The 25,770-nt window shown below is 38.7% G+C and carries 24 protein-coding genes and 1 riboswitch; of the genes, 20 read left to right on the top strand and 4 right to left on the bottom strand.

Going from position 1 to position 25,770, the window contains the following annotated elements; genetic code table 11:
• Window positions 1–154: 154 nt before the first annotated feature.
• Complete coding sequence (locus RDV78_02440) at window positions 155–337, bottom strand: hypothetical protein (protein ID MDS1029360.1); 183 nt, start codon at window positions 335–337, stop codon at window positions 155–157.
• A 230-nt stretch (window positions 338–567) separates the two neighbouring features.
• Between RDV78_02440 and RDV78_02435 the strand changes: the two genes are divergently transcribed.
• The 6 genes from RDV78_02435 to RDV78_02410 all read left to right on the top strand — a co-directional run bounded on the left by RDV78_02435 (window position 568) and on the right by RDV78_02410 (window position 7,839).
• Window positions 568–1,641: an ATP-binding protein gene (locus RDV78_02435; GenBank protein MDS1029359.1), complete on the top strand. Its 1,074-nt coding sequence runs from the start codon at window positions 568–570 to the stop codon at window positions 1,639–1,641.
• Window positions 1,642–1,748: 107 nt separating this feature from the next.
• Window positions 1,749–1,932, top strand: a riboswitch (cobalamin riboswitch).
• 101 nt (window positions 1,933–2,033) lie between these two features.
• Window positions 2,034–3,089, top strand: coding sequence for a nicotinate-nucleotide--dimethylbenzimidazole phosphoribosyltransferase (gene cobT / locus RDV78_02430; GenBank protein MDS1029358.1), 1,056 nt, complete (start codon window positions 2,034–2,036; stop codon window positions 3,087–3,089).
• Between the two features lie 407 nt (window positions 3,090–3,496).
• The gene (locus RDV78_02425; protein MDS1029357.1) at window positions 3,497–5,395 is read left to right on the top strand and encodes an ABC-F family ATP-binding cassette domain-containing protein; all 1,899 of its coding nucleotides are present in this window, start codon (window positions 3,497–3,499) and stop codon (window positions 5,393–5,395) included.
• The gene (locus tag RDV78_02420; GenBank protein MDS1029356.1) at window positions 5,396–6,520 is read left to right on the top strand and encodes a flagellar hook-length control protein FliK; all 1,125 of its coding nucleotides are present in this window, start codon (window positions 5,396–5,398) and stop codon (window positions 6,518–6,520) included.
• A gap of 9 nt (window positions 6,521–6,529) precedes the next feature.
• Window positions 6,530–6,820, top strand: coding sequence for an EscU/YscU/HrcU family type III secretion system export apparatus switch protein (locus RDV78_02415; protein ID MDS1029355.1), 291 nt, complete (start codon window positions 6,530–6,532; stop codon window positions 6,818–6,820).
• 77 nt (window positions 6,821–6,897) lie between these two features.
• Window positions 6,898–7,839, top strand: a complete 942-nt coding sequence (locus RDV78_02410) for a metal-dependent hydrolase (GenBank protein ID MDS1029354.1) — start codon at window positions 6,898–6,900, stop codon at window positions 7,837–7,839.
• Between the two features lie 104 nt (window positions 7,840–7,943).
• On the opposite strand, the gene RDV78_02405 is transcribed toward RDV78_02410, so the two are convergent.
• Entirely contained in the window at window positions 7,944–8,147 is a 204-nt protein-coding gene (locus RDV78_02405) for a hypothetical protein (protein ID MDS1029353.1), read from the bottom strand.
• A 177-nt stretch (window positions 8,148–8,324) separates the two neighbouring features.
• On the opposite strand from RDV78_02405, the gene RDV78_02400 reads away from it, so the two are divergent.
• Window positions 8,325–8,483 carry a hypothetical protein gene (locus tag RDV78_02400; GenBank protein ID MDS1029352.1) on the top strand — a complete coding sequence of 53 codons (159 nt, stop codon included), beginning with the start codon at window positions 8,325–8,327 and terminating at the stop codon, window positions 8,481–8,483.
• A gap of 2 nt (window positions 8,484–8,485) precedes the next feature.
• Entirely contained in the window at window positions 8,486–8,731 is a 246-nt protein-coding gene (locus tag RDV78_02395) for a hypothetical protein (GenBank protein MDS1029351.1), read from the top strand.
• Window positions 8,732–8,836: 105 nt separating this feature from the next.
• Here RDV78_02395 and RDV78_02390 read toward each other — a convergent pair whose 3' ends face one another.
• Complete coding sequence (locus tag RDV78_02390) at window positions 8,837–8,977, bottom strand: hypothetical protein (GenBank protein MDS1029350.1); 141 nt, start codon at window positions 8,975–8,977, stop codon at window positions 8,837–8,839.
• 413 nt (window positions 8,978–9,390) lie between these two features.
• Between RDV78_02390 and argC the strand changes: the two genes are divergently transcribed.
• The 12 genes from argC to groL all read left to right on the top strand — a co-directional run bounded on the left by argC (window position 9,391) and on the right by groL (window position 23,896).
• Window positions 9,391–10,431, top strand: a complete 1,041-nt coding sequence (gene argC / locus RDV78_02385) for an N-acetyl-gamma-glutamyl-phosphate reductase (protein MDS1029349.1) — start codon at window positions 9,391–9,393, stop codon at window positions 10,429–10,431.
• 24 nt (window positions 10,432–10,455) lie between these two features.
• Window positions 10,456–11,679 (top strand): bifunctional glutamate N-acetyltransferase/amino-acid acetyltransferase ArgJ, encoded by a 1,224-nt coding sequence (gene argJ, locus RDV78_02380; GenBank protein MDS1029348.1) that lies wholly within the window; start codon window positions 10,456–10,458, stop codon window positions 11,677–11,679.
• Window positions 11,680–11,688: 9 nt separating this feature from the next.
• Window positions 11,689–12,582: an acetylglutamate kinase gene (argB, locus tag RDV78_02375; GenBank protein MDS1029347.1), complete on the top strand. Its 894-nt coding sequence runs from the start codon at window positions 11,689–11,691 to the stop codon at window positions 12,580–12,582.
• Between the two features lie 13 nt (window positions 12,583–12,595).
• Window positions 12,596–13,795, top strand: coding sequence for an acetylornithine transaminase (locus tag RDV78_02370; GenBank protein MDS1029346.1), 1,200 nt, complete (start codon window positions 12,596–12,598; stop codon window positions 13,793–13,795).
• Window positions 13,795–14,745: an ornithine carbamoyltransferase gene (gene argF / locus RDV78_02365; GenBank protein ID MDS1029345.1), complete on the top strand. Its 951-nt coding sequence runs from the start codon at window positions 13,795–13,797 to the stop codon at window positions 14,743–14,745. The genes RDV78_02370 and argF overlap by 1 nt, the downstream gene beginning before the upstream one ends.
• A 100-nt stretch (window positions 14,746–14,845) precedes the next feature.
• Window positions 14,846–16,051: an argininosuccinate synthase gene (locus RDV78_02360; protein ID MDS1029344.1), complete on the top strand. Its 1,206-nt coding sequence runs from the start codon at window positions 14,846–14,848 to the stop codon at window positions 16,049–16,051.
• Between the two features lie 372 nt (window positions 16,052–16,423).
• Entirely contained in the window at window positions 16,424–17,821 is a 1,398-nt protein-coding gene (gene argH / locus RDV78_02355; protein ID MDS1029343.1) for an argininosuccinate lyase, read from the top strand.
• A 328-nt stretch (window positions 17,822–18,149) separates the two neighbouring features.
• Complete coding sequence (locus RDV78_02350; GenBank protein ID MDS1029342.1) at window positions 18,150–19,448, top strand: phenylacetate--CoA ligase; 1,299 nt, start codon at window positions 18,150–18,152, stop codon at window positions 19,446–19,448.
• A 15-nt stretch (window positions 19,449–19,463) separates the two neighbouring features.
• The gene (iorA, locus tag RDV78_02345) at window positions 19,464–21,206 is read left to right on the top strand and encodes an indolepyruvate ferredoxin oxidoreductase subunit alpha (GenBank protein ID MDS1029341.1); all 1,743 of its coding nucleotides are present in this window, start codon (window positions 19,464–19,466) and stop codon (window positions 21,204–21,206) included.
• Window positions 21,203–21,781 carry an indolepyruvate oxidoreductase subunit beta gene (locus RDV78_02340; protein MDS1029340.1) on the top strand — a complete coding sequence of 193 codons (579 nt, stop codon included), beginning with the start codon at window positions 21,203–21,205 and terminating at the stop codon, window positions 21,779–21,781. Before iorA ends, RDV78_02340 begins: the two co-directional genes overlap by 4 nt.
• Before the next feature lie 191 nt (window positions 21,782–21,972).
• Window positions 21,973–22,254: a co-chaperone GroES gene (gene groES, locus RDV78_02335; protein ID MDS1029339.1), complete on the top strand. Its 282-nt coding sequence runs from the start codon at window positions 21,973–21,975 to the stop codon at window positions 22,252–22,254.
• Window positions 22,255–22,273: 19 nt separating this feature from the next.
• On the top strand, window positions 22,274–23,896 hold the full coding sequence (groL, locus tag RDV78_02330) for a chaperonin GroEL (GenBank protein MDS1029338.1): 1,623 nt from the start codon (window positions 22,274–22,276) through the stop codon (window positions 23,894–23,896).
• Window positions 23,897–23,958: 62 nt separating this feature from the next.
• Here groL and RDV78_02325 read toward each other — a convergent pair whose 3' ends face one another.
• Window positions 23,959–25,770: an ABC transporter ATP-binding protein gene (locus RDV78_02325; GenBank protein MDS1029337.1), complete on the bottom strand. Its 1,812-nt coding sequence runs from the start codon at window positions 25,768–25,770 to the stop codon at window positions 23,959–23,961.

Below are 25,770 nucleotides of genomic sequence, written 5' to 3'. Positions count from 1 at the left end.
TAACCAACGAATTCCTAAGAAAAATAGGTCTTCAGTCGATAAACGAAAGGTATTCACAAGTACATTAATTCTATTGAACCGCCGTATACCGAACGGTACGTACGGTGGTGTGAGAGGACGCTGAATTAATTAATTATTCAGCTCCTACTCGATTTCAAATGCCTTTTGCTTTTGTTGCTTTTTTACCTTCATCAAAGCCAAAGCCATAGCCCACTAGGGAAGAAATAAGGTAAAAACAACCTAAAGCGTAGCCCATAAAGTAGCCAATAAATACAGCTGGGATTAAGCTAACAAATGTTACAGGCAGCATTTGCTTTTTTATTTCTTTTTTCTGCATAGAATCACCTTAGATAAATTATTAGCTAAACTTATAACGAATCTTGCTATTAATGTTACTATTATCTGGTAGGTTTTTCAAGCGTGTTAAGCTATTTCTAAGTTAACATTTTTTCCCGGTAAATTTCTTAGCTCTTGGTAAATTATGACAAAAAATGACAAATTATCTGAAGGATATGCACTAATTTTTGCCTAATTATTTCTAAAAAAGAAAAAAGATGGTGATTTGGCATGAATATGCTTGGAAAAGATGAAGAAATATACTATGAAGAAGAAGCAGATAGGCAAAATTGTCAGAAAATACTATATCATGTTTTCAAAAGATACCGGTCTGCCATGTGCGTAGTAGATTTAAATGCAGAAAGATATATTGATTTTAACGAAGCATTTTTAAAGTTAACGGGATTAAGTGAAGCTGAATTATTGAAAAAAACTCCTCCTTGGCTGATAAACCAACAAATTTATGAACAGATAAAAGAATTGTTTAAACAACAGGATTATCCTTGGGATATGGAAGTTGATCTTAGAATTAGAGGCCGCGAAAATAGCAAGGGTCTGCTTATTATTAGCAAAATAGAAGTAAACGGGAAAAATTATGCATTATTTATTATCCGTGAAATTACAACTCGATGGCAAAAAGAAAAAGAAGCATTACGCCTAGATAGACTTAATTTAGTGGGACAGATGGCTGCTGCTATTGGCCATGAAATTCGTAATCCTCTGACTACTGTGCGAGGTTTTTTGCAGTTGCTGAGTAGTAAAAATAAATTTTTAGACTATAAAAAATATTTTGATTTAATGATTTCTGAATTAGACAAAGCAAATTCCATTATTACAGAATATTTAAAATTAGCTATTAACAAAATAGTTAATAAAAAAAATGTCAGTATTAATAAAATTTTATATACTGTTTGGCCATTGCTTAACGCCAAAGCTAATGACAGTGGCAAAAGGATAGAACTTCTAACCAACTCTGTTTCCGAGTTATCTCTGGATGAAAGTGAAATTACACAACTAATTATTAATATGGCCAGTAATGGTTTAGAGGCCATGGATGAAGGTGGCTTACTTACAATTAAGACATATGAGGAAAAAGACGCAGTATTTCTGGTTATTGCAGATCAAGGCCACGGCATAGACGCTGCTTTAATTGATATGATTGGTACTCCTTTTGTAACAACGAAATCACAAGGTCCTGGTTTAGGTTTGGCAGTGTGCTATAGCATTGCTAAAAGGCATAAGGCAATAATTACCTTTGATACTAGCCGTAAAGGAACAACCTTTTATGTAAAATTTAAAATTTAACTCAGTCCGGTGCATCATTTAAACTTTTAGGTTTTATAAGCAGGAAATTTAAAAAGAAGTGTAGAATACTATTTTAAAATCTATTCTAACATTAGAGCAAGTAAAAATGTACATAAGTGCTTTTAGGTGCCCTTAGGGGAGAATAGGGAATCAGGTGTAAATCCGGAGCGGTCCCGCCACTGTAAATAAGGAGCAACCTTGAAAAACCACTAAAAAGTATTAACTTTTTGGGAAGGTGAGGGAGCAGTGAACTATAAGCCAAGGAGACCTGCCTAGAAGTATTTCCCAGGATGATGGTAAAGTCCTCGGCTTAATTATTTAAGCTGAGGATTTTTATTTTTGCCTAATTTTAATGTACTTAATGTTACCTAAGATAAAAGGAGGACACAAAATTGAGTAATTTAGAAAGCACATTACAAAAAATTAAACCTTTAAATGAAGATGTAATGGAACAGACCCAAACAAGGTTAGATGATTTAACAAAGCCAATAGGTAGTTTAGGTGTAATGGAGGAAATTGCGAAAAAAATAGCAGGAATTACAGGACAGGTTGTACCAGAGCTGCCTAAAAAAGCTGCTATTTTAATGGCAGGAGACCACGGGATTGTTAAAGAAGGTGTAGCTCCTTATCCCCAAGAAGTTACTCCCCAAATGGTGTTAAACTTCGTTAATGGCGGAGCTTGCATGAACGTTTTAACTCGTCATGAAAATATCCAGTTAAAAGTAGTAGATATAGGAGTTGCTACGGACTTGCCTGATGTACCTGGAATTATTAAACGTAAAGTGGCCTATGGAACTAAAAATATGGCTGCAGGTCCTGCTATGACTATGGAGGAGGCTGTGAAAGCCATTGAAGTGGGGATTGATGTTGCTGAAGAAACTATCAAAGAGGGCGCTGGTATTATTGGAATTGGTGAAATGGGAATTGGTAATACTTCCCCCAGCACCGCCATTGTGGCAACTTATAGCAAGCTCCCTGTAAAAGATGTTGTAGGTCGGGGAACAGGCAATGATGATGAGCGGATGAAGGTGAAAATCGCTGCCATTGAAAAAGCCTTGGAAGTTAATAAGCCAGATCCTGCTAAGCCTCTAGAAGTTTTAGTAAAAGTTGGAGGTTTAGAAATTGCAGGAATGACAGGAGTCATCTTAGCTTGTGCTGCTAATAGGATCCCAGTGGTTATAGATGGCTTTATTTCCGGAGCATCTGCAATTATTGCCGCGGAGTTAGCGCCTCTAGCTAAGGAATATATGATTGGCTCCCACCTTTCCGTTGAACCTGGACATAAAGTTTTACTAGATTATCTAGGTGTTCCGCCTATCTTAACTCTAAATATGCGCTTAGGCGAAGGAACTGGAGGAGCCTTAGCAATGAATATTATTGATGCCAGCCTTAAAGTTCTTAGAGAAATGTCTACCTTTAGTTCAGCAGGCATATCTGGGGCCCTTTAAGTTTTTGGACAGAAGAAAAAATTCAGAAAGTCCCAGACTTTTAGTCTGGGATTTTTTAGTTGGTGCGCCCGGCATGGGCCCTTGCTTGTCGGTGAAAGTCCGATACGGGGGTTGATAGTGCCAACCGTTAGCCTCAGACAAGGTGTCCATCGTGAGGTGGAATCTGAAGGAAGCCGGCGGCAAAGCTCTGGTCTGAGGAACACGAACTACATATAAGCATATGAACCGCCGTATACCGAACGATACGTACGGTGGTATGAGAGGACGCTGAATAAAATAATTATTCAGCTCCTACTCGAAGTGTAAAGGATGAAAGCTGAGTTATGTTAAGAATGACTCAGCTTTTTTTAAATTCCAGCTTTATGTATAATATAATTAATATAATTTAGCAAAAAGAGAGGCAAACAATGGCGGTACTACAAGTAAAGAATTTAACCAAAAGTTTTGGAGAAAAGACGATTTTTCATGGTGTTTCCTTTCAATTAGACTTTGGGGAAAAAGCTGCTTTAGTTGGAGTAAACGGGGCAGGTAAGTCAACTTTGCTCCGCTGCATCATGGGACTGGAAGATTATGATGCAGGCAGTATTATGGCCGATAAAAATGTACGTATCAGTTATTTAGCCCAAAGTATGGAAGAAGAATCCTTAGACCTTTCTTTATGGGAATTTATGTTGGATGAATATCGAGATTTATTAGGATTGAGAGTGAAACTGAAAAATTTGACATCTAAAATGGCGCAAGAAGAAATATATAGTAATGAACTTGAATTAGCACGAGTTATGAAAAGCTATACAACAGCTATCAACCAGTATGAAGCTAATGGAGGCTACTCCTTTGAAAGCAAAATCAAAGAAGTTCTTTTTGGTTTAGGGTTTATGGAAGCAGAGTTGGAACGCAGTATGGATACTTTCAGCGGTGGGCAAAAGACTAGGCTCTACTTAGCTAGGCAACTTTTGCGCCAGCCGGAACTGCTTCTTTTAGATGAGCCTACCAATTTTCTGGATTTACAAGCTGTAGAGTGGCTGGAAAATTTCCTTAAATCTTATAAAGCATCTGTACTAGTTGTTTCTCACGATAGGTATTTCCTAGACTCGGTGGCAACCAAAATTTTTGAACTGGAAGATGAAGCTATCAATACTTATCCCGGCAATTATTCAGATTTTATGCTGCAAAAGGCTATAATAACGGCGGCCCAAAGTAAAGAATATGCCAAAGAGCAGGAAAAAATTAAAAGACTGGAAGAATACATTCGCCGAAATAAAGCAGGGGTTAACGCTCGACAGGCTAAAGGGAGGGAGAAACAGCTGTCTAAATTGGGCCAAAAAACAAAACCAAGTCAGCAGAAATCTTTATCCTTTTCTTTTCAGCAAAGCTATGCCTCTGGAGAGGACGTACTGATTTTTAAAAATGCCAGCATCGGGTACCCGGGGAAAATACTAATTGAAAAATTAAATTTTAAACTGCGAAGAGGAGAAAGAGTAGGTTTTATTGGTCCCAATGGAAGCGGAAAAAGTACACTGCTCAAGGCCATTTTAAGCCAGGAAACTTGCCGGGGAACAGTTTACCTTGGCAGCGGTGTGAAAATAGGCTATTTTGCTCAGGAACATGAGAGTCTCAATAGCCAAGGGACAGTTTTAGAACAAATCCTCCAAAACAGTCTTTTAACTGACCAAGCCGCCAGGGATTTGTTAGCTCGTTTTCAATTTAAGGGTGATGATATCTTTAAGGAAATAAGCAGCCTAAGCGGCGGAGAGGAAAGCCGCTTGATGCTGGCAGAACTTTTCTTACAAGGAGCTAACTTTTTAATTCTAGACGAACCAACAAACCATTTAGATGTTTATACTAGGCAGAGTTTAGAAGATGCTTTGGCTGATTTCCCAGGAACTTTGTTATTTGTTTCTCACGACCGTTATTTTTTAAACCGTTTAGCCGATAAAATAATCGAGTTAGAGCAAGGTACTTTATTGGAATATCCGGGAGATTATGAGTATTACCATTGGAAAAAGTCTCTTACTCCGGCAGTTCAAGAAGCACAGCCAGAAAAACAAAAAGTTAAGACAAAAGAGACAAAGGTAAGAAAAAATCCAAAGCCTGAAGTACAGTTGAAAAAGTTGGAAGAGGAAATATCTGAACTTGAACAAGCATTAGAAGAGATAACTCAGAAATTAGGAGACAGTGAAATTTACACCCAGCCAGATGCAATGCTAGAGCTGCAGCAAGAATACCAGGAAGTTGAAGAGAAATTAAATAACTTATATATAGCTTGGGAAGAAGTGGCAGAGGCTGTGGAAGAAAAAGGTGAATAAATGAACATTAACTTAAGTTCTTTATTGCCTCTAGGACGTGTGTTGACCAATTCATTAAATTTACAGCTAGGGCAGATCTTTAGAGCAGTAGTGGAAAGTAAAGATGGTACTAATTTAGTTTTAAACATTAATGGACTAAAAATTCCTGTCCAGGGAGAGGCAGCCTTAGAAGCAGGGAAGACTATATTTTTACAATTAGATAAAATAACTAAAGAAACAGTTGAGTTAAAACTAGTGGATGCGCCTGCAGTTGCTCAAAACATAGATCAAGATTCGATTGCATTTAGACAGAGTAAGCGCATGGTTGCCGATTCTTCGGGTCAGGCTCAAAACATAGATCAAGATTCGATTGCATTTAGACCAATTGATGCTAGACCGGTTGACCCAAAACAGGTTTTTAATCAAATAGATTCTAAACAAATGGAGTTGCAAGTAAAGCTAGAAGTGGTAGCCAGAGCATGTGGTTTGCAACCAACAGAAACTAATTTGAAAATAATTCAAAACTTTATGCACTTGCAGCTTCCTTTGAAAAAAGAACTTATAGAGCAGATTGCCGGGGAAACAAAGGGTATGCCTCCTGAAAAAATAGAAGCTTTTCTCATGACTAGATCTTGGGCGGAAACAACTACCTTGGCCAACAATAAAGATCCCATTCAAACTGTAGTTAATTTTTTATTGGGTGATGCTGAACCGGCAGATGCAGCTAATGCCTTAAAGTTAATTAATGATAGTCAGACTGCAGTACCTACTTACTATGGTTTAAATTGTTTATGGTGGCAGAATGAACAGCAGCGGGGTGAAATTTACCTGTGGTCCGACGAAGGGAAAAAACAGCGCCAGCCAATATCCTTTGGAACTATGGTTATTCATTGTTACACTCAAAACTTAGGGGAACTGTGGCTGCGCCTAAGCCGCTATGGTCAGGAACTAAATATACTGGTCCAAACGGAAACAATGGAAGGGCAGCAGTTGTTCCAAGAAAATGCTCAAGACTTAAAAAAAGTTTTACAAGGATTAGGGTATAAAATAGAGCAAGTTGCCTATCGCTTAGGGCAAGCTCAGACTTTTCTCGAACTAATCGAAAAAAAAGATACCATTTATAACGAAGTGGATTATCAGGTGTAAGGAGTTTTTATGCGCGACAAAAAAGAACGTAAAGTGGCAGCTGCTATTAGTTTCGATCCCCAACAAGATAGTGCTCCTAAAGTCGTAGCTAAAGGCTATGGAGAAATAGCAGATAAAATAATTAATAAAGCCCGAGAATTAGGAGTGCCAATTTATACAGAACCTGACGTGGCTAGGGTTTTAATTGGCTTAGAATTAAACCAAGAAATTCCTCCAGAACTTTATGAAGCTGTGGCAGCTATTCTAGCATATATTATGACCATCGACAAAAAGGCTAAAACTCTGCAGCAATTGGAATAATCAACTATAAATAAAACCGTAACACTCTGAGAAAGTATGCTATAATGTATAGTATTCAATAAAACCGAGGTGGAAGCATGGATCCTATTACACACGCTCTTGTTGGGTTAGGGATTGGAGGTTTTTCCGGAATTCCTTTTAGCCTAACTAATCCAGTGTACCTAGGTGCTAGTCTTGGTGCAATGGCACCTGATTTGGACATTTTGTATCAATTAAAAGGAGATATAACCTATCTCAAACATCATCGTGGTTTTTCTCATTCTCTTCCTGGTATTTTTTTGCTTAGCGTGGGTATATCGATTTTCATTTATTTAATAAATCCTTCTTTGCATTTTTCGGCCATTCTGCTTTGGACATTTTTGGGGACTTTATCCCACGGAGTACTAGATATTTTAAATTCTTATGGGTCGAAAATTTTTTGGCCTTTTAGCAACAAAATGTGGACTGTCAACTTAATTAATGCTGTTGATCCTATAGTGTTAATTATTTTAGTCACCATGACTTTTTTCCAAAAAGCAGGATATAGCTCTGTTTTTGGCTTGGCAGCCTTTGGCGGGTATCTCCTAATCCGCTATATTGTGGCAACCAGGGTCAACAAATTATTGCAGCGTAAATATCCGGAGGTAGAAAAAATAACAGTTATGCCTTCTTTAATAAAATTTTGGTGCTGGGATTGTTTGGTTGAAACTAATCAGCAAATTATCTTTACAGAGTTTAATTCTTTTACATCAAAGCTGGTTGTGAAGAGGGAGCTGCCCAAAGAGCAGACAACAAATTTATTAATTAAGAAGGCTCTGGATAGTAAAATTGGAAAAATGTTTAGGGAATTTACTCCCCATTTATATGTACTTTCTAAAGAGGGTAGTAAAGGATATCTAGTCAAATTTTTTGATTTGCGCTTTTATCTCAAACATGATTTTTTGCATTCTGCAACAGTGCTTTTTAACCAAAGACAAGAAATGTTGGAACAAGTATTTCATCCCTATAATAAAAAGAGAAATATTAAAATAACAGGATAAAAGCACTGCATCTGCAGTGCTTTTATTTTTGCAGAAGCTAGCATGTATTATTTTGCTCTGGACAAGTTCGCGCTGCGAGAGCGCTGGAGCAGCAGGACGCCACGTCAGCGCGTGCCGCCGGAAGTCAAACTCTTTGCGGAACCAGCGTTCTTGGCGAAGTCATCATAGCTCGGACTTGGCCAATAGCCACAAGCCTCTGGATTTCTTTCTACCCTCATAGCGCATTCTTCACACATTCCCATGTTGCGCACTTCGTAAATATCATCTTGACTTTCAACTTTGCGGCCGCATTTTTCACAAACTGGCATTAGATAACCTCCTTTTGTAGGCTTATCTTTATTTTGTTATAAATAGCCCTTGCTTATTAGTCCGCTTTTTGCCTAAATTGCTAAATATTCTTAAAGAAAAGTGTCAATAAAATAGTTTTACTTAGGAAACATTATAACTGATTTAGATTTAAAAAATTATTGCTAGGAAGTGATCTAATGGAGATTACACGGGCGGATAATGCGCAAAAAGGTTTTAAATGCGGGAAATGTGGGTATATGTTTTCCGGTGTACAAGACGATAAGTGCCCAGTTTGTGGTTTCAAATGCACTTCTGAAACTTGTACAGTAGTAGATTATTCCGACGAGGATTATTAAGAATGTCTTTGGAGTCCATTTTAACTTGTCCCCTCTGCAATGGATTGGAGCAAGTTACCAAAAAATGCCCTGCTTGCGGCGATTCTTTACAAGATGGAGGCAGGGTAGAAAATTATTATGGGCCTTACAGTCCCTACGAAGAAGTTAATGATTCATATGCTTCGGGGGAAAATATTTGTATTCATCTGCTGTACTGCCCCTCTTGCGGTTGGGACAAAAGAGTAGGAGTCAGTAAGCTAATAATTTAGCTGCACTTAAAATTTAGCTATTATAAAGCAAGATAATTGGTTATTTTTTGCTCCCTTTTAAATGACCAATTGTCTTGCCTTTAGTAGCTATCTTAAAAATAACTGCTACAATAGCCAGCTTTCTTTTTTACTGGGCTGGATTTCACGAGGGTTTTTTCCTAAAATCTGCGCTACCAAAGGCAAATCAAGTTCTGCAATTTCTTCCCGCTCTGTGGGATTAGTTCCATCATGAATTATTTCTGGCATTGTTTTGGCCTCCCTCTGCTATTCTTATAAAAATAGTATGGCCAAAAAATTAAATAATAATATAAAGTCACCGAGAATATGTAAGCTTTAAATTACCACAGCGCATAAAGAGTTGCTATAATGGATAAAATGACAATTAGGTTAAGCTCTATCTAGGCAGAGCATGAACCAATTTGCCTCGGAGGCACCCCCTCTACGCCGAAGAGGCACCTTTTTTAATCTTTAGGGATAGCCCTAAAGATTTTTTTTGTTTAGACCCTTTCTTATTTAATATTACAAGAAATTGTTGTTGTATTTTTATGCACTAATGTGTATAATTACAAAAAATAGTTCTTATTATTTCGAGACTAATAAAAATGAAATTTTATTTTTATTCACAATTTGGTTCTTGATAATTAAAGGAGTGCATAGCCATGATTAAGGCTAGTATAATAGGTGCTACTGGTTATACTGGTATTGAATTGGTTAGAATTTTACTTAACCATCCAGAAGTTGAACTTGAAGCTTTAACCTCCCAGAGTTATGTTGAGGAGGATTTTTCGGCTGTTTATCCGAATATAACAGGTTATATTCAGAAAAAATGTACAGAAGATAATATTGAAGAAATTGTAAAGTATAGCGATGTGGTTTTTGTAGCTTTACCCCACGGTCACGCCGTACCTGTAGCTAAAGAAGTATTAAGACAAGGCAAAAAGATCATAGATTTAGGTGCCGACTTTCGTTTTAGACAGTCTGATGTTTATGAGAATTGGTATAAAGTTAAGCACAGCGGCAGTGAGTTGCTAGCTAAAGCAGTTTATGGATTGCCTGAATTAAATAGGGAAGAAATTAAAAAGAACACTATAATTGGCAATCCAGGTTGCTATCCAACTAGCATTATCTTAGCATTGGCACCTGCATTACAAAAGAAATTAGTAAACACTGATACACTGATTATAGATTCTAAATCCGGTGTTTCCGGAGCTGGCCGCAAAACCGGCTTAGGCAATCATTATGCAGAGGTAAATGAAAGTGTTCATGCTTATGGAGTAGCAACACACAGGCATACTCCGGAAATAGAACAAGAATTAAGTAAACTAACAGGCAATAAGGTAACCATAACTTTTACTCCTCATTTAATGCCTATGACCAGAGGAATATTAAGTACAATTTATGCGACACTTAATAGTAAATTAAATGAAACAGAAGTAAGAGAAATATATGAAACTTTTTATGCTCAGGAACCTTTTGTACATGTACTGCCTAAGGGTCAGTGGCCTCATACCAAATGGGTTTACGGCTCTAATAATTGTTTTCTGAATTTAACCATAGATACGAGAACTAATCGTTTGATTATTGTGTCTGTAATAGATAACTTAGTTAAAGGAGCCTCTGGGCAAGCTGTCCAAAATATGAATTTGCTATTTGGCTTCCCGGAAACTACTGCTTTACAAATTCCAGGCTTATTTCCGTAATTTCTCAAGTGGAAGGTGATAAATATGCAGGAGTATACTCAAGTTCCAGGCGGGGTAGCAGCAGTCAACGGCTTTATGGCTGCAGGTATTCACGCCGGTTTAAAAAAAGCAAATAAAGACTTAGCACTTATTTTTTGTAGTGTTCCGGCTGTCGCTGCGGGGGTTTTTACTACTAACCAAATTAAAGCAGCTCCCTTGTTGGTTAATCAGAAACATCTGCAAAACCTTAGCACAAAAGCTATCATTATTAATAGTGGAAATGCCAATGCCTGCAACGGTGAAAAAGGCCTGCAAGATGCGGAAAAAATGGCAGTTTTAACTGCCCAAACCCTAGGCTGCGCCAAGGAAGAAGTGTTAGTAGCTTCTACAGGGGTAATTGGAGATCCCATGCCAATGGACAAAATAGAAGAAGGTATTAAGAAAATTGGTTCTGCTCTTAGTGTCCGGGGAGGGAAAGCAGCAGCCGAGGCTATTTTAACTACAGATACCTTTGCCAAGGAAGCCGGCTTTCAATTTTCCATTGGAGATCGGAAGGTTACCATTGGAGGTATGGCCAAAGGCTCTGGAATGATTCACCCCAATATGGCCACTATGCTCTCTTTTATTACAACTGATGCAGCCATTGAGAAAAAGCTGCTGCAAGAGACTTTAGGTGAGATAGTTAAAAAGACTTTTAATATGATTACAGTTGATGGTGATACCAGTACTAACGATATGGTTCTAGTTTTAGCTAACGGGTTAGCCGAAAACACTGTACTAAAAACAAAAAAAGATCCTGGGTATCAGGATTTTTATGAAGCCTTAAATTATATTTGTATGGATTTAGCCCAAAAAATCGCTCGCGATGGGGAGGGTGCAACTAAATTCGTTACTGTTGAAGTTTGTCATGCCCAATCTGAAGCGGATGCCTGTCTAGCGGCAAGAGCAGTATGCAGTTCCAATTTAGTTAAAACAGCACTATTTGGCGAAGATGCTAATTGGGGCCGGGTAATTGCAGCTGTTGGTTACTCAGGTGCGAAATTTGACCCGGATAAAGTTGATATACTTATTAAAAGCGCAGCAGGAGAAGAGCAAATGGCGCAAGACGGCGTAGGCTTAATGTTTGACGAAGCTAAAGCCAAGGAAATATTAACGGAGAAGGACATAACCATTGTCGTAGATTTTAAGCAGGGTGAAAATAAAGCAACAGCCTGGGGCTGTGACTTTTCATATGATTATGTAAAAATTAACAGCAGTTACCGGAGTTAGGAGAAAAATATGGTTTTAACGGATATTGAAAAAGCGGGAATTTTAGTAGAAGCTTTGCCCTATATTAAAAAGTTTTATGGTAAAACCGTTGTGATTAAATATGGCGGCCATGCTATGATTAATGAAAAATTAAAAAAAGCATTGCTCCACGATGTCATATTGATGAAATATGTAGGCATGAACCCGGTTATTGTACACGGGGGAGGCCCGGAAATTAATACTTTGTTAAAAAGGCTAGGGAAAAAATCCGAATTCGTCAGTGGAATGCGGGTAACAGATGCGGAAACCATGGAAGTGGTGGAAATGGTTCTAGTGGGCAAAGTTAACAAGGACATTGTGGCTGGAATTAATCATTATGGCGGCAAAGCTGTGGGGCTTTGTGGGAAAGATGCTAACCTTATCCAAGCCTACCAAAAGTTTGGGGAGGAAGTTGGAGATAACGGACAAAAAGCAATTATCGATTTGGGATATGTAGGAGAAGTAGAAAAAATCAATCCGGAAATAATTAAATCCCTTATTTCCCAAGACTATATACCTGTTATAGCCCCGATTGGAGTTGGCGAAAAGGGGGAAAGCTACAACATTAATGCTGACTATGTAGCAGGTTCTATTGCCTCCGCTCTTCAGGCGGATAAATTTGTTTTATTAACGGATGTGGAGGGTATTTTTACAAATTACGAGGAAAAAGATTCTCTTATTTCTTCGTTAAACATTGAAGAAGTTCCTGGACTAATCAAAGAAGGTACTATTCAGGGGGGAATGATTCCCAAAGTACAGTGCTGTGTGCAAGCCTTAAATCAGGGAGTAGAAAGAGCACATATTATTGATGGCCGAGTAGAACATTCTCTTTTATTAGAAATTTTTACTGATGAGGGTATTGGCACAATGGTCGTTAAGGGATAAAGGAGTTGTAAATATGTCTAATCAAAGTATTTTGGAGTTAGGGCAAAAATATGTCATGAACACTTATGGTCGTTTGCCCTTTGCTCTTGTCGAAGGAAAAGGTACGAAAGTTTGGGATGCAGACGGCAAGGAATACATAGATTTTGTAGCTGGCTTAGCCGTTAATGCCTTAGGCCACTGTCATCCTGTGGTAACAGAAGCCATCAGGGAACAAGCAGGCAAACTGGTCCATTGTTCTAATCTGTATTGGATTGAGCCTCAGGTTCAATTAGCCCAACTGCTAGTAGAAAACTCTTGTCTGGATAAAGTTTTTTTTGCCAATAGCGGAGCTGAAGCAAATGAGGCAGCAATCAAATTAGCTCGGAAATTTGCTAAACTACATTACGGCGAACAAAAATATGAGATTATCACCATGCGGCAGTCTTTCCATGGCCGCACTCTGGCCACTTTAACAGCTACGGCCCAAGAAAAATTTCATAAGGGGTTTGCTCCGTTGCCGGAAGGATTTAAGTATGTACCTTTTAATGATTATGACAGCTTAGCAGCACTAGTCAATGAACATACCTGTGCTATTATGATGGAGCCCATTCAGGGTGAGGGAGGCGTGTATGCCGCTCAAGGGGATTATCTGCATAAGGTTAAGAAACTTTGCCAAGAAAAAGGCATTTTATTAATTTTTGACGAAGTACAATGTGGCATGGGTAGAACAGGAAAATTATTTGCCTATGAGCATTTTGGTGTGGAACCAGATATTATGACTTTGGCTAAGGCTTTAGGCGGCGGCGTTGCTATTGGTGCAATGCTGGCCAAAGATAAAGTAGCAGCTGCTTTTCAGCCCGGAGACCATGCTTCTACTTTTGGCGGAAATCCCTTGGCTATGGCAGCGGGACTGGCAGCAACTAAAATAATTGCTGACGGGAAGTTTTTAGCTAAGGTTCAAGAAACAGGGGCATACTTTAAAAACAAGTTAGAGTTATTAGCTCAAAAATTTTCTTTCATTCAGGAAGTGAGAGGGGAAGGGTTGATTCTAGGTGTAGAATTAACTATTCCCGGAGGAGATATTGTTAACAGTTGCTTGGAAAAGGGATTGTTAATAAATTGTACCAACCAAACAGTATTGCGGTTTCTTCCGCCTCTAATCGTCGAAAAGACTGAGGTGGAACAGACTGTAGAGATTTTATCTCAGTCCTTAAATGAAGTTCAGGAGGGGTAATGGTGAGCGTTTTAAATTTAAACAGCAGTTTAAAAGGCAGGGATTTAATTTCCTTACATGATTATAATACGGATGAAATCAATTTTATCTTAGAATTTGCCCATTGGCTGAAGAAAAAAAAGAAACAGGGAGAACCCCATGAACTCTTAAAAGGGAAAACCTTGGGAATGATTTTTCAGAAAAACTCTACCCGAACCAGGGTTTCTTTTGAAACAGGCATGTATCACTTAGGTGGTTCTGCTTTATTTCTATCAGGTTCCGAACTACAAATGGGCAGGGGAGAACCTATTCGGGATACAGCACGGACTTTATCTAGGTATTTAGACGGTATTATGATTCGGACCTTTAGCCATGAAGATGTGTTGGAATTAGCAAAATACGCTGACATTCCCATTATTAATGGACTAACTGACTTGCTACATCCTTGTCAGGTTTTAGCTGATTTAATGACGGCTCAAGAACATAAAGGAGAATTAAAGGGCTTAAAGTTAGCTTTTATCGGAGATGGTAATAATGTAGCTCACTCTTTGATGTTTGGAGGAGCTAAAGTAGGAATGCATGTTACTATTGCTTCTCCTCCAGGTTATGAACCTAATCAGGAGATAGTTGCTTTAGCCACAGAAGATGCTAAAAAGACAGGAGGCAGCATTACCGTAACTAGTGATCTAAAAGCTGCAGCACAGGATGCAGATGTTTTATATACAGATGTATGGGCTAGCATGGGCCAAGAAGAGGAATTCGAGGAAAGGAAAAAAATTCTGGGCACTTATCAAATTAATGGCGATTTATTGAAGCTGGCTAAAAAAGATGTTCTCGTTATGCACTGTTTACCCGCCCACCGTGGTGAGGAAATAACAGAGGAAGTCTTTGAAGGCCCAAATTCAGTTATTTTTGATGAGGCGGAAAACCGGCTTCATGCCCAAAAAGCTGTTCTGGCATTGCTGCTGTAATTCTTTAAAATATCTGGGTAATTACAATTTAAATGGTACTGTTTTCTATTTGAAACTAAGGTATTATATTGATAGATAGAATAAAAAGGAGTAGATAATAATGGAAAAAGTTATACTAGCTTATTCCGGTGGTTTGGATACTTCAATAATTATTCCCTGGCTGAAAGAAAACTATGGCTACGAAGTTATTGCTGTCGCTGCTGATGTAGGGCAGGGAGAGGAATTAGAACCATTACATGAAAAGGCTCTTAAATCTGGGGCCAGCAAATTATATATTGAAGACTTAAAAGAACAATTTATTACAGATTTTGTTTGGCCTACTTTAAAAGCAGGTGCAGTTTACGAAAGAAAATACTTATTAGGCACTTCTTTTGCCCGTCCTGTTATTGCCAAAAGGCTGGTGGAAATTGCTGAAAAAGAAGGAGCAGTGGCCATTTGTCATGGTGCTACAGGCAAAGGTAACGACCAAGTGCGTTTTGAGTTAACTATTAAAGCTTTAAATCCTGATTTAAAAATTATAGCTCCTTGGAGAATTTGGGATATTAAGTCTCGTGACCAAGCTATTGATTATGCTAAAGAAAGGGGTATTCCCGTTCCGGTAACTAAAGAACACCCTTACAGCATGGATCGGAATATTTGGCATTTAAGCCATGAAGGAGGAGATTTAGAGGATCCTTGGAATGAGCCGCAGAACCATCTTTATATGCTGATCACGCCTCCGGAAAAAGCTCCTGACAAACCTACATATGTTGAAATAGATTTTGAACAAGGTATTCCTGTAAGATTAGATGGCCAAGCATACCAGCCCATAGAGCTTTTAACAAAGTTAAATGATTTAGCTGGAGCAAATGGGGTTGGTATTGATGATATTGTGGAAAATCGTTTAGTAGGTATGAAGTCCAGAGGAGTATATGAAACTCCTGGTGGAACCGTGCTCTATAAAGCTCACCAAGAATTGGAATACTTAACTTTAGATAGACAGACACTGCACTATAAAGAATTAATTGCTGCTAAATATGCTGAATTAGTCTACGATGGCATGTGGTATTCCACCATACGGAAGGCTTTAGCTGCTTTTGTAGATGTGACCCAGGAACATGTAACAGGCACAGTCAGAATGAAATTGTATAAAGGCAGCTGTACCGTTGCCGGCAGTAAATCTCCTTACTCCCTCTATAGCGAAGAATTTGCTACCTTTGGAGAAGACCAAGTTTATAATCAAAAAGACGCTGAAGGCTTTATTAACTTATTTGGCTTACCGCTCAAAGTCCAAGCGCTTATGGAAAGGAAAGTGAAAAATAGCTAAGAAAATTATGTGAAGCTAAAAAAAATAGTAACCTATTGTGTCGCAGCTGCTCCTTTTGACAAGCCTTAGAACGCTCTGAGCAGAACCAGCGTTCTTGGCGAAGTCATCCTGGAGCAGGAGATACAAGGGTTAACATTTTTTAGAGTAGTAAGCTAACAGCAATACTGGCGTTAATTCAATTTTGTAGATAAAGCTGGCATGTATTATTTCGCTCTGGACAAGCTCGCACGCCGTTACCGTCGGCAGAGCCGCCGACGGCTGAGCGAAACAAGTCTCGCTCCATAATACATGCTAGCTATAAGAGTTTGTTGACAATCTGAGCTAACAGCAATACTGCTGTTAGCTTTCAACATCTTAATTTGAGGTGAAATTATGAAATTATGGGGTGGACGTTTCCAAAAGGAAACAGATAGATTAGTAGAAGATTTCCATTCTTCCATTTCTTTTGATCAACGTTTGTATAAGCAAGATATTGTAGGCAGCATTGCTCACGCCAGAATGCTTGGTAAAATTGGAGTTTTAAATTCCGAAGAAATGAATAAAATTATTTCTGGGTTACAGGAAATTTTAGAAGATATTGAAAAGGGAAAAGTAGAGTTTGAAATAGGGGCAGAAGATATTCACATGAATATTGAAAAGCTTCTTACAGAACGCTGCGGTGCTGTTGGCAAAAAACTGCATACAGCTAGAAGCCGGAATGACCAAGTGGCCCTAGATGCTAAAATGTATCTCAAAGAGGAAATAGCAAATACTTGTAAATTGCTTCTTGATTTACAAGAGGTAATTCTAGACATTGCAGAGCAGCATTTAGCTACTGTAATGCCAGGCTACACCCATTTGCAAAAAGCCCAACCCATTACCTTTGCTCACCATCTCATGGCCTATTTTCAAATGTTTCAGCGGGATTATGAAAGGTTTCAGGACTGTTTCAAAAGAACTGATGTAATGCCCTTAGGCTCAGGAGCTTTGGCAGGCACAACTTTCCCCCTGGATAGGGAAATGGTGGCCGAAGAACTAGGTTTTGCTGAGATAACTGCCAATAGCTTAGATGGAGTAAGTGACAGGGACTATCAAATTGAGTTTACCTCTGCTGCTGCATTATTAATGATGCATTTTAGCAGGATATGTGAGGAAATTATACTGTGGTCCTCTGATGAATTTCGTTTTGTTGAACTTGATGATGCTTATAGCACAGGATCCAGCATTATGCCTCAGAAAAAGAACCCTGACGTGGCAGAACTGATTAGGGGTAAAACGGGACGTGTATATGGTAATCTTATAACCTTATTGACCATGATGAAAGGGTTGCCTCTAGCCTATAATAAGGACATGCAGGAGGATAAAGAAGCACTATTTGATACGGTAGATACAATTAAAAAATGCCTGTTAACTTTTACTCCTATGCTTAAAACAATGAATATTAGGCAGGAGCGGATGGCAGCAGGGGCAAAAAGCGGCTTCACTAATGCCACAGATGTAGCCGATTATTTGGCTAAAAAGGGAGTTCCTTTCCGTGAAGCCCATGCTATTGTTGGTCAGTTAGTATTAAAATGCGTACAGGAAAATAAGGTATTAGAAGATTTAACTCTGGCTGAATACCAAACATATTCGGCTGCTTTTGAGAATGATATCTACCAAGCCATAGCCATAGCAGAGTGTGTGGCAAAACGCAATGTGGCAGGAGGCCCTGCAGAGGAAGCTGTCACCAGGAGTATTGCAGCAGGCCGAAAGTGGCTTGAGAAACATATTTGGAAGTCCGCAGAATTTTAAAAAGATGTTAAATAAAAAGCTGCTAGCATTAAGGTTAGCAGCTTTTTAGCAGTGTTTTATATAAGAATACTTACGGAAATCCTGCAAATTAATACAAGCAGGAAAATAGTTATTCATGTAGAAGAATTTATATAAATATAGCTCGGTAGATGTATGTGGGTTTATGCAGAAAAGTAGGAAGAAAAAATTTGCAGTACAGTAGTGTGGTAGAATAAAAAGTGCAGCCAGGTAGACTTTTGACGAGTATTATTGAGCTGCGTTAGCAATGCCACCTTCAATTTGTAGGGGCTTTTTTCATGCCCAAAAGAAATGGAAGGACTGATAAAAGATGATTTGGGATAAAGAAATAGAATGTATGAGTCGTAAAGAAATGCAAGATCTGCAATTAAAAAGGCTGCAGGAAACAGTTTCAAGAGTATATGACAGGGTTCCTTTTTACCGACAATCCTTTGATTCACTTGGTGTTAAGCCGGAAGACATTCAAAGTTTAGCTGACTTACAAAAGCTGCCTTTTACGACTAAAAATGATTTAAGGGATAATTACCCTTTTGGTTTGCTTGCCGTACCTAAAAAAGACTTAATTCGAATTCATGCCTCTTCAGGAACTACCGGTAAACCAACGGTAGTTGGTTATACCAGAAATGACCTAGAAAAATGGTCCGATTTAGTTGCCAGGGTTATTACTCAGGCAGGAGGAACATCAGAAGATATTGCGCAAATAGCTTTTGGCTATGGTTTATTTACAGGGGCTTTTGGTTTGCACTACGGTTTTGAAAAAATTGGTACGGCTGTGGTACCTACCTCAGTTGGCAATACGGAAAAACAGTTAATGCTGATGCAAGATTTTGGCTCTACTATTTTAATCAGTACACCTTCTTACGCCTTATATATGGCAGAGGTTGCACAGGAAAAGGGTATTGATACAGCAAAATTACCTTTGCGCTTAGGGCTTTTTGGTTCTGAGGGAAGTACTGAAGAAATGCGTTCCGAATTAGAAAGCCGCTGGAATATTATAGCTACAGATAATTATGGTTTAAGCGAAATTATGGGGCCTGGTGTAGCTGGTGAATGCCAATACAAACAAGGTATGCATGTTGCAGAAGATCATTTTATTGTAGAAGTAATTGATCCTGAAACAGGAGAAACATTGCCTTATGGCGAATTAGGCGAATTAGTGTTTACCACTATTACTAAGGAGGGTTTACCCCTTATTCGGTATAGAACTAAAGATTTATCAGTCTTAAACCCTGAACCATGCTCTTGTGGACGTACTTCAGTACGAATGAGTAAGGTTAAAGGCAGAACTGATGATATGTTGATCATTAAAGGAGTTAATGTATTTCCGACTCAAATTGAAAGTGTCTTGATCCAAATGGAAGGAATTACCCCTCAGTATCAGTTGGTAGTTACGAGAAAAGGGTATTTAGACGAGCTGGAGATTAAGGTAGAAGTAGCTGATGACTGGTTTACAGGTCGTTTTAACGAATTAGAAGCTTTAGAAAAACGTATAACCCAAAAACTTTTTTCTGTGTTATCATTAAATGCAAAGGTACGATTAGTAGAGCCCAAATCTTTAGCTCGTTTTGAAGGAAAAGCTAAAAGAGTTTTAGATTTACGTAATTATTAATTAGGAGTGAGCTTAGTGAAAAAGCTATTAACAGGAAACGAAGCAATAGCCAGGGGAGCTTTTGAAGCAGGAGTTAGAGTTGCTGCTGCTTACCCCGGGACCCCTAGCACCGAAATTTTAGAAAACATTGCTTCTTACCCGGAAATATATGCTGAGTGGTCACCAAACGAAAAAGTAGCTTTGGAGGTCGGAGCCGGAGCTTCCATTGCTGGAGCCAGAACATTGGTAGCTATGAAACACGTAGGTGTGAATGTGGCGGCTGACCCTCTTTTAACTTTTGCTTATACTGGTGTCAACGGCGGTCTAGTTTTAGTTTCCGCCGATGATCCAGGCATGCATAGTTCGCAAAATGAGCAGGACAATCGCTTTTATGCAAAATTTGCTCAAATTCCCCTTTTAGAGCCCAGCGACAGCCAAGAAGCTAAAGATATGTTAATTCAGGCCTATGAGATTAGTGAAAAATTTGATACTCCCGTTTTGTTTAGGACGACTACCAGAGTTGCCCATTCTCAGTCTCTGGTTAGTCTGGAAGAGCGGAAAGATCTTCCTTTGAAGGACTATGAAAAAAATCCGCAAAAATATGTGATGCTGCCTGCTCACGGACGCTTACGGCATCCTATTGTTGAAGAGCGTAGAGTAAAATTAAGTGAATTTAGCGAAAGTAGTTCTTTAAATAGGATAGAACAAGGCGATCAAAAAATAGGTATTATCACTAGTGGTATCGTTTATCAATATGTAAAAGAAGTGTTGCCTAATGCTTCTATTTTAAAACTAGGCATAACTTATCCTTTGCCGCAAAAATTAATTACAACTTTTGTACAGTCTGTGGAAAAATGTTATGTCATTGAGGAATTGGAACCATTTTTAGAAGAACAAATTAAAGCATGGGGGCTAAAAGTAATTGGCAAAGAGTTATTCCCCGGAATCGGAGAATTTAATGTGGAGCTCCTGGCTGAGAAGTTTAACCAAGTTCAAGGCCAAAATCAAGTAGCGGCTAGTGCTGCAGCTTCCATTCCAGTTCGTCCGCCAGTTCTTTGTGCCGGCTGTCCTCACCGTGGCGTATATTACGCAATTAATAAATTAGGCTTAAAAGTTGCAGGGGACATTGGCTGCTATACCTTAGGAGCTGCTCCTCCTCTGTCAGCTATGGATACTTGCATTTGTATGGGCGCCAGCATTAGTAGCGCCTTAGGTATGGAAAAAGCCCGGGGCAAAGAATTTGCCCGAGGCCTTGTAGCTGTAATTGGAGATTCAACTTTTATTCATTCGGGGATTACAGGCTTGGCAGATGTAGTTTATAATTGCGGTACTTCTACAATTCTAATTTTAGACAATAGTACAACTGCTATGACAGGTCACCAGGAACACCCGGGCACAGGTCTAACTATTAAAAAAGAAAAAACAAAACAAGTTAACTTAGAAGCTTTAGTTAGGGCTTTGGGAGTAGAAAGAGTACAAATAGTAGACCCGTATAATCTTAAAGCAGTTGAACAAGCATTGAAGGATGAGACTGCTGCAGAAGAACCTTCAGTAATTATTTTTAAACGTCCCTGCGTGCTCCTGAAAGGACAAGGACCCCAAGGTTTGATGGAGGTTGATGCAACAAAATGTAAGGCCTGCGGCAGATGCCGTAAATTAGGCTGCCCTGCTTTAGTATTTAAGGGAGAACAGCCGGCTGTGAATAGTGCCTTATGCAACGGCTGCGGCCAGTGTAAGCAGGTTTGTAACATGGGAGCTATTCAGGAGGTATCGAGATGAACAAAGTGACTAATATTCTAATTGTAGGGGTCGGGGGACAAGGTACCATTTTAGCAAGTAAAGTTTTAGGCCAAGTTGCCCAAAACTTAGCATCTGAGGTAAAGGTATCTGAGATTCATGGCATGTCCCAAAGAGGGGGCAGTGTAGTTACTCAGGTTCGCTTTGGTGAAAAAGTTTACTCTCCTGTAATTGCTTTAGGTACTGCCGACATTATTTTAGCTTTTGAAAAGCTGGAAGCACTGCGGTGGCTGCCCTATTTAAGAGATGGTGGAACCATTATAGTCAACAGCCAGGAAATAGACCCTATGCCTGTCATTACAGGTGCAGCAGAATACCCGCCTCAAATTATAGCTACTTTAAATACCTCTGCTAAAACCATAACTGTTCCTGCTTTAGAGATAGCAGATAATTGTGGCTCTAGCAAAGTTGTCAATGTAGTACTATTAGGAGTGTTGGCCAAATCCTTAGGTCTAACAGAAAATATTTGGTTAGATGCTTTAGAGGGTTTAGTTCCTGCCAAAACTGTGGAGATAAATAGGAAAGCATTCTTAACAGGATTTGCTTACGAAAATTAAAAGAATGCCAGCATAATGATAATAAAGCTCTTAAGCCTATAGAATAAGCCTAAGAGCTTTATTATTTTTGATAAATTTTACAAGTTTTACTGTTTAAAACTTGACAAACTACATTTTAACTTTGTATCATATAAGTGGTTGTTAGCACTGTCCTATAGTGAGTGCTAAAAAACGCATAAGGAGGGAAAAGGATGTTACAACCATTAGCAGACCGGGTTATAGTTAAAGTTATTTCCGGTGAAGAAAAAACTCAAGGCGGGATTGTTTTACCTGATACTGCCAAGGAAAAACCACAAGAAGGTGATGTAGTCGCTGTTGGTACCGGTAAGGTTTTAGACAATGGTTCTAAACAGCCTTTGGAAGTAAAAGTAGGTGATAGAGTTATTTTTAGTAAGTTCGGTGGTACAGAAATTAAGTATGATGGACAAGAATATTTAATTCTGCGTGAAAGCGATATTTTGGCAGTTAAATAGAAGGTAGGAGGGAACACATATGGCTGAGAAAAAACAACTAGCATTTGATGAAACAGCTAGAAAAGCACTGGAAAGAGGTGTTAACGCTGTTGCCGATGCTGTTAAAGTTACTTTAGGGCCTAAAGGCCGTAATGTTGTTTTGGAAAGAAAATTTGGTTCACCTGTAATTACTAAAGACGGTGTAACTGTAGCTAAAGAAATTGAATTGCCAGATCCCTATGAAAACATGGGAGCTCAGCTTTGCAAAGAAGTTGCTTCTAAAACTAATGATGTAGCAGGTGACGGTACAACTACTGCAACTGTATTAGCTCAGGCTATTGTTAAAGAAGGATTGAAAAACGTAGCCGCAGGTGCAAACCCTATCTTTCTTAAAAAGGGAATTGATAAAGCAGTTGAAGCTGTTGTAAACGAAATTAAAAAAATAAGCATTCCTATTGAAACCAAAGAAAGTATTGCTCATGTAGCATCAATTTCTGCTAACGATACAGAAATTGGTGGATTGGTTGCTGAAGCTATGGAAAAGGTAGGCCGTGACGGAGTTATCACCTTGGAAGAATCTAAGGGAATGACAACAACTGTTGAAGTAGTAGAAGGTATGGAATTCGACCGTGGCTACATATCCCCTTATTTTGCAACAAACTCCGATACAATGGAAACTAATATGGAGGAACCATATATTCTGCTCTATGGCAAGAAAATATCCGCTATTCAGGATATGCTGCCTTTACTAGAAAAAGTAGTTAAAACTGGTAAACCTCTATTGATTATTGCCGAAGATGTTGATGGTGAAGCACTGGCTACTTTAGTGGTAAATAAATTGCGCGGTACTTTCAACGTAGCTGCTGTCAAAGCACCTGCATTTGGTGACCGTAGAAAAGCTATGATGGAAGATATTGCTATTTTAACTGGCGGTACATTTATTTCCGAAGATATTGGCGTTAAACTAGAAAACGTTGAATTAGATATGCTTGGTCGAGCTAAAAATGTCAAAATCACTAAAGAAAAAACAACTATTGTTGAGGGATATGGATCAGCAGAAGAAATTAAAACTAGAGTAGCTCAACTTAAACATCAGGTTGAAGAAACAGAATCAGAATATGACCGGGAAAAATTACAAGAGCGCCTGGCTAAACTAGCCGGCGGTGTTGCAGTTATTAAAATTGGAGCAGCCACCGAAACAGAAATGAAAGAAAAGAAACATAGAGTAGAAGATGCTCTTGCTGCAACTAGAGCTGCTGTAGAAGAAGGAATTGTTCCTGGCGGTGGTACTACTTATATTAATATTATACCTGCTCTCGATGCATTACAAGCTGATGGAGATGAAATGGTAGGTATCAAAACAATTCGCCGGGCTCTAGAAGAGCCTTTGCGTCAGATTGCTTTTAACGCAGGTTTAGAAGGATCAGTTATTGTAGGTAAAATCAAAGAAGCTGAAAAAGGAATTGGCTTCAATGCTGCTACTGAAGAATACGTTGATATGATTAAAGCAGGTATTGTTGACCCAGCTAAAGTTACCAGAAGTGCTTTACAAAACGCTGCAAGTATTGCCTCCTTGCTCTTAACTACAGAAGCTTTAATTAGTGAATTGCCGGCCACTGACAAATCGGACGGAGTGCCCAAACACCAAGCACTAGATTACTAAAAAATAGTAAGCCCTTCCTAGTAAAAAGGAGGGGCTTTTTAGATTTTTGTACTATGTGGGCTTTAACTAAGCTGATCTTTATACTGTAATTGGTAAAGTTGATAATACAGTCCCCCTTTGGATAGGAGTTCCTGATGAGTTCCCATTTCCTTTATTTCCCCTTTATGCATGACTAAAATACAATCGGCCCTTTGAATAGTTGAAAGGCGATGGGCAACGATTAAGGTAGTACGGTTAAAGGTAAGCTTGTTTAGTGCTTCTTGAATTAACTGTTCAGTAGCAGTATCAATATGAGCTGTTGCTTCATCTAAGACCAGGATTTTGGGATTAAAAGCTAGGGCCCGGGCAAAAGCTAAAAGCTGCCTTTCCCCTGTGGAAAGGGTAGCACCTCTTTCAACGACTTCTGTCTCGTATTGATTAGATAATTGTTCTATAAAGCTATCTGCATGGACAAACCGGGCTGCTTCTCGGATTTGTTTATCCGTTATAGCAGTATTTCCGAGCCTAATATTATGAGCAATATCGCCGGTGAACAGAAAAACATCCTGCATGACTACCCCGATGTTGCTGCGCAAAAAAGACAATTTAAAATTTTGTACAGGTATATCATCGATTCTAATTTCACCTTTTTGAATATCATAAAAGCGGTTTAGTAAATTAATAACTGAGGATTTTCCAGCACCAGTTGCTCCAACTAAAGCAAAGGTCTGTCCCGGTTTAATTGTAAAAGTAACATCTTTCAAAACCCAGTCTTCATTTTGGTAAGCAAACCAGACATGATCAAACTCAATTTTTCCTTGTAAATCAGGCAGCTCCACAGGTTCTTTTATTTCCTTAATGGTATTTTCCTCATCTAGCAGTAGGAACAATCTTTCAGCTGAAGCCAGTGCTGATTGAAAAATACTATATTTTTCAGTTAGGTCATTAATAGGTTTAAAAAATTGTTCTAAATAATTAATGAAGGCGTAAAGAACACCAAAAGATAAATGGTTTTGTAACACCTGTCCGCCTCCATACCAAATTAATAAGGCCAGGACAAGGGTATAAATTAAGTCCATTGCTGGGCGGAAAAGTGCAAAGGCAACAAGTTCTTGCATACTAGCAGTATAAAGCTCCATATTTAGCTGCTTAAAATGGGACATTTTTTGCTTTTCCTGGCGGAAAACTTGAATAATTCGCATGCCGCTTAAATTTTCCTGCAAAAAAGCATTAACAGCAGCCAGTTTTACCCTAACCTGGCGAAAAGCTCGGCTAGCCTTTAACTGATAAAGAAGTGTAGCTCCCACAATCAGTGGTATTCCCACAAAGGAAATACAGCTTAAGGTAAGGTTTAAACTAAGCATTACGGCCATAATACCGAAAATTAGAAATATATCCTGAAAAAGGTAAACCAGAACACTGGAATACATTTCGTTTATACTTTCAATGTCGTTAGTAACACGTGTTACCAGTCTACCAACCGGATTCGTATCAAAAAAGCGGATAGGCAGACTTAATAAATGCTCAAAAACCTTCTGGCGAATAGTAAAGATAATTTTTTGCCCAATATATTGCAGTAAGTACGCTTGAATATAGCTAAGCAGTGAGCTGGCAATGATTAAGCCTAAAAAAATGGCTGCCAGTTTAAATAGTGCTTGGATATGGTCCGAAACTACCTGAGTATTATTGGAACTAAGACCCACAAAATGTTCGTCAATGGCAATTTTAAGCAGGTAAGGACGAGCTAGGTCTGCTAGTGTAATTAAGAACAGCAGAAAAATACAAAGGCTGAGCCCTAACCAAAAGGGAGAGGCATACGCAAGGAGCCTTTTAAACACTTTAAAATTAATTGCTTTTTTACCTAAATCTTCTTCATGGTGAAAAGAGTGGTGCAT

It is taken from the genome of Bacillota bacterium LX-D, from assembly GCA_031628995.1.
Classification (GTDB): Bacteria; Bacillota; DUOV01; order DUOV01; family Zhaonellaceae; genus JAVLUO01.
Note: the sequence above shows the minus strand (reverse complement) of the source record. Positions and strands in the feature narration are given on the sequence as shown.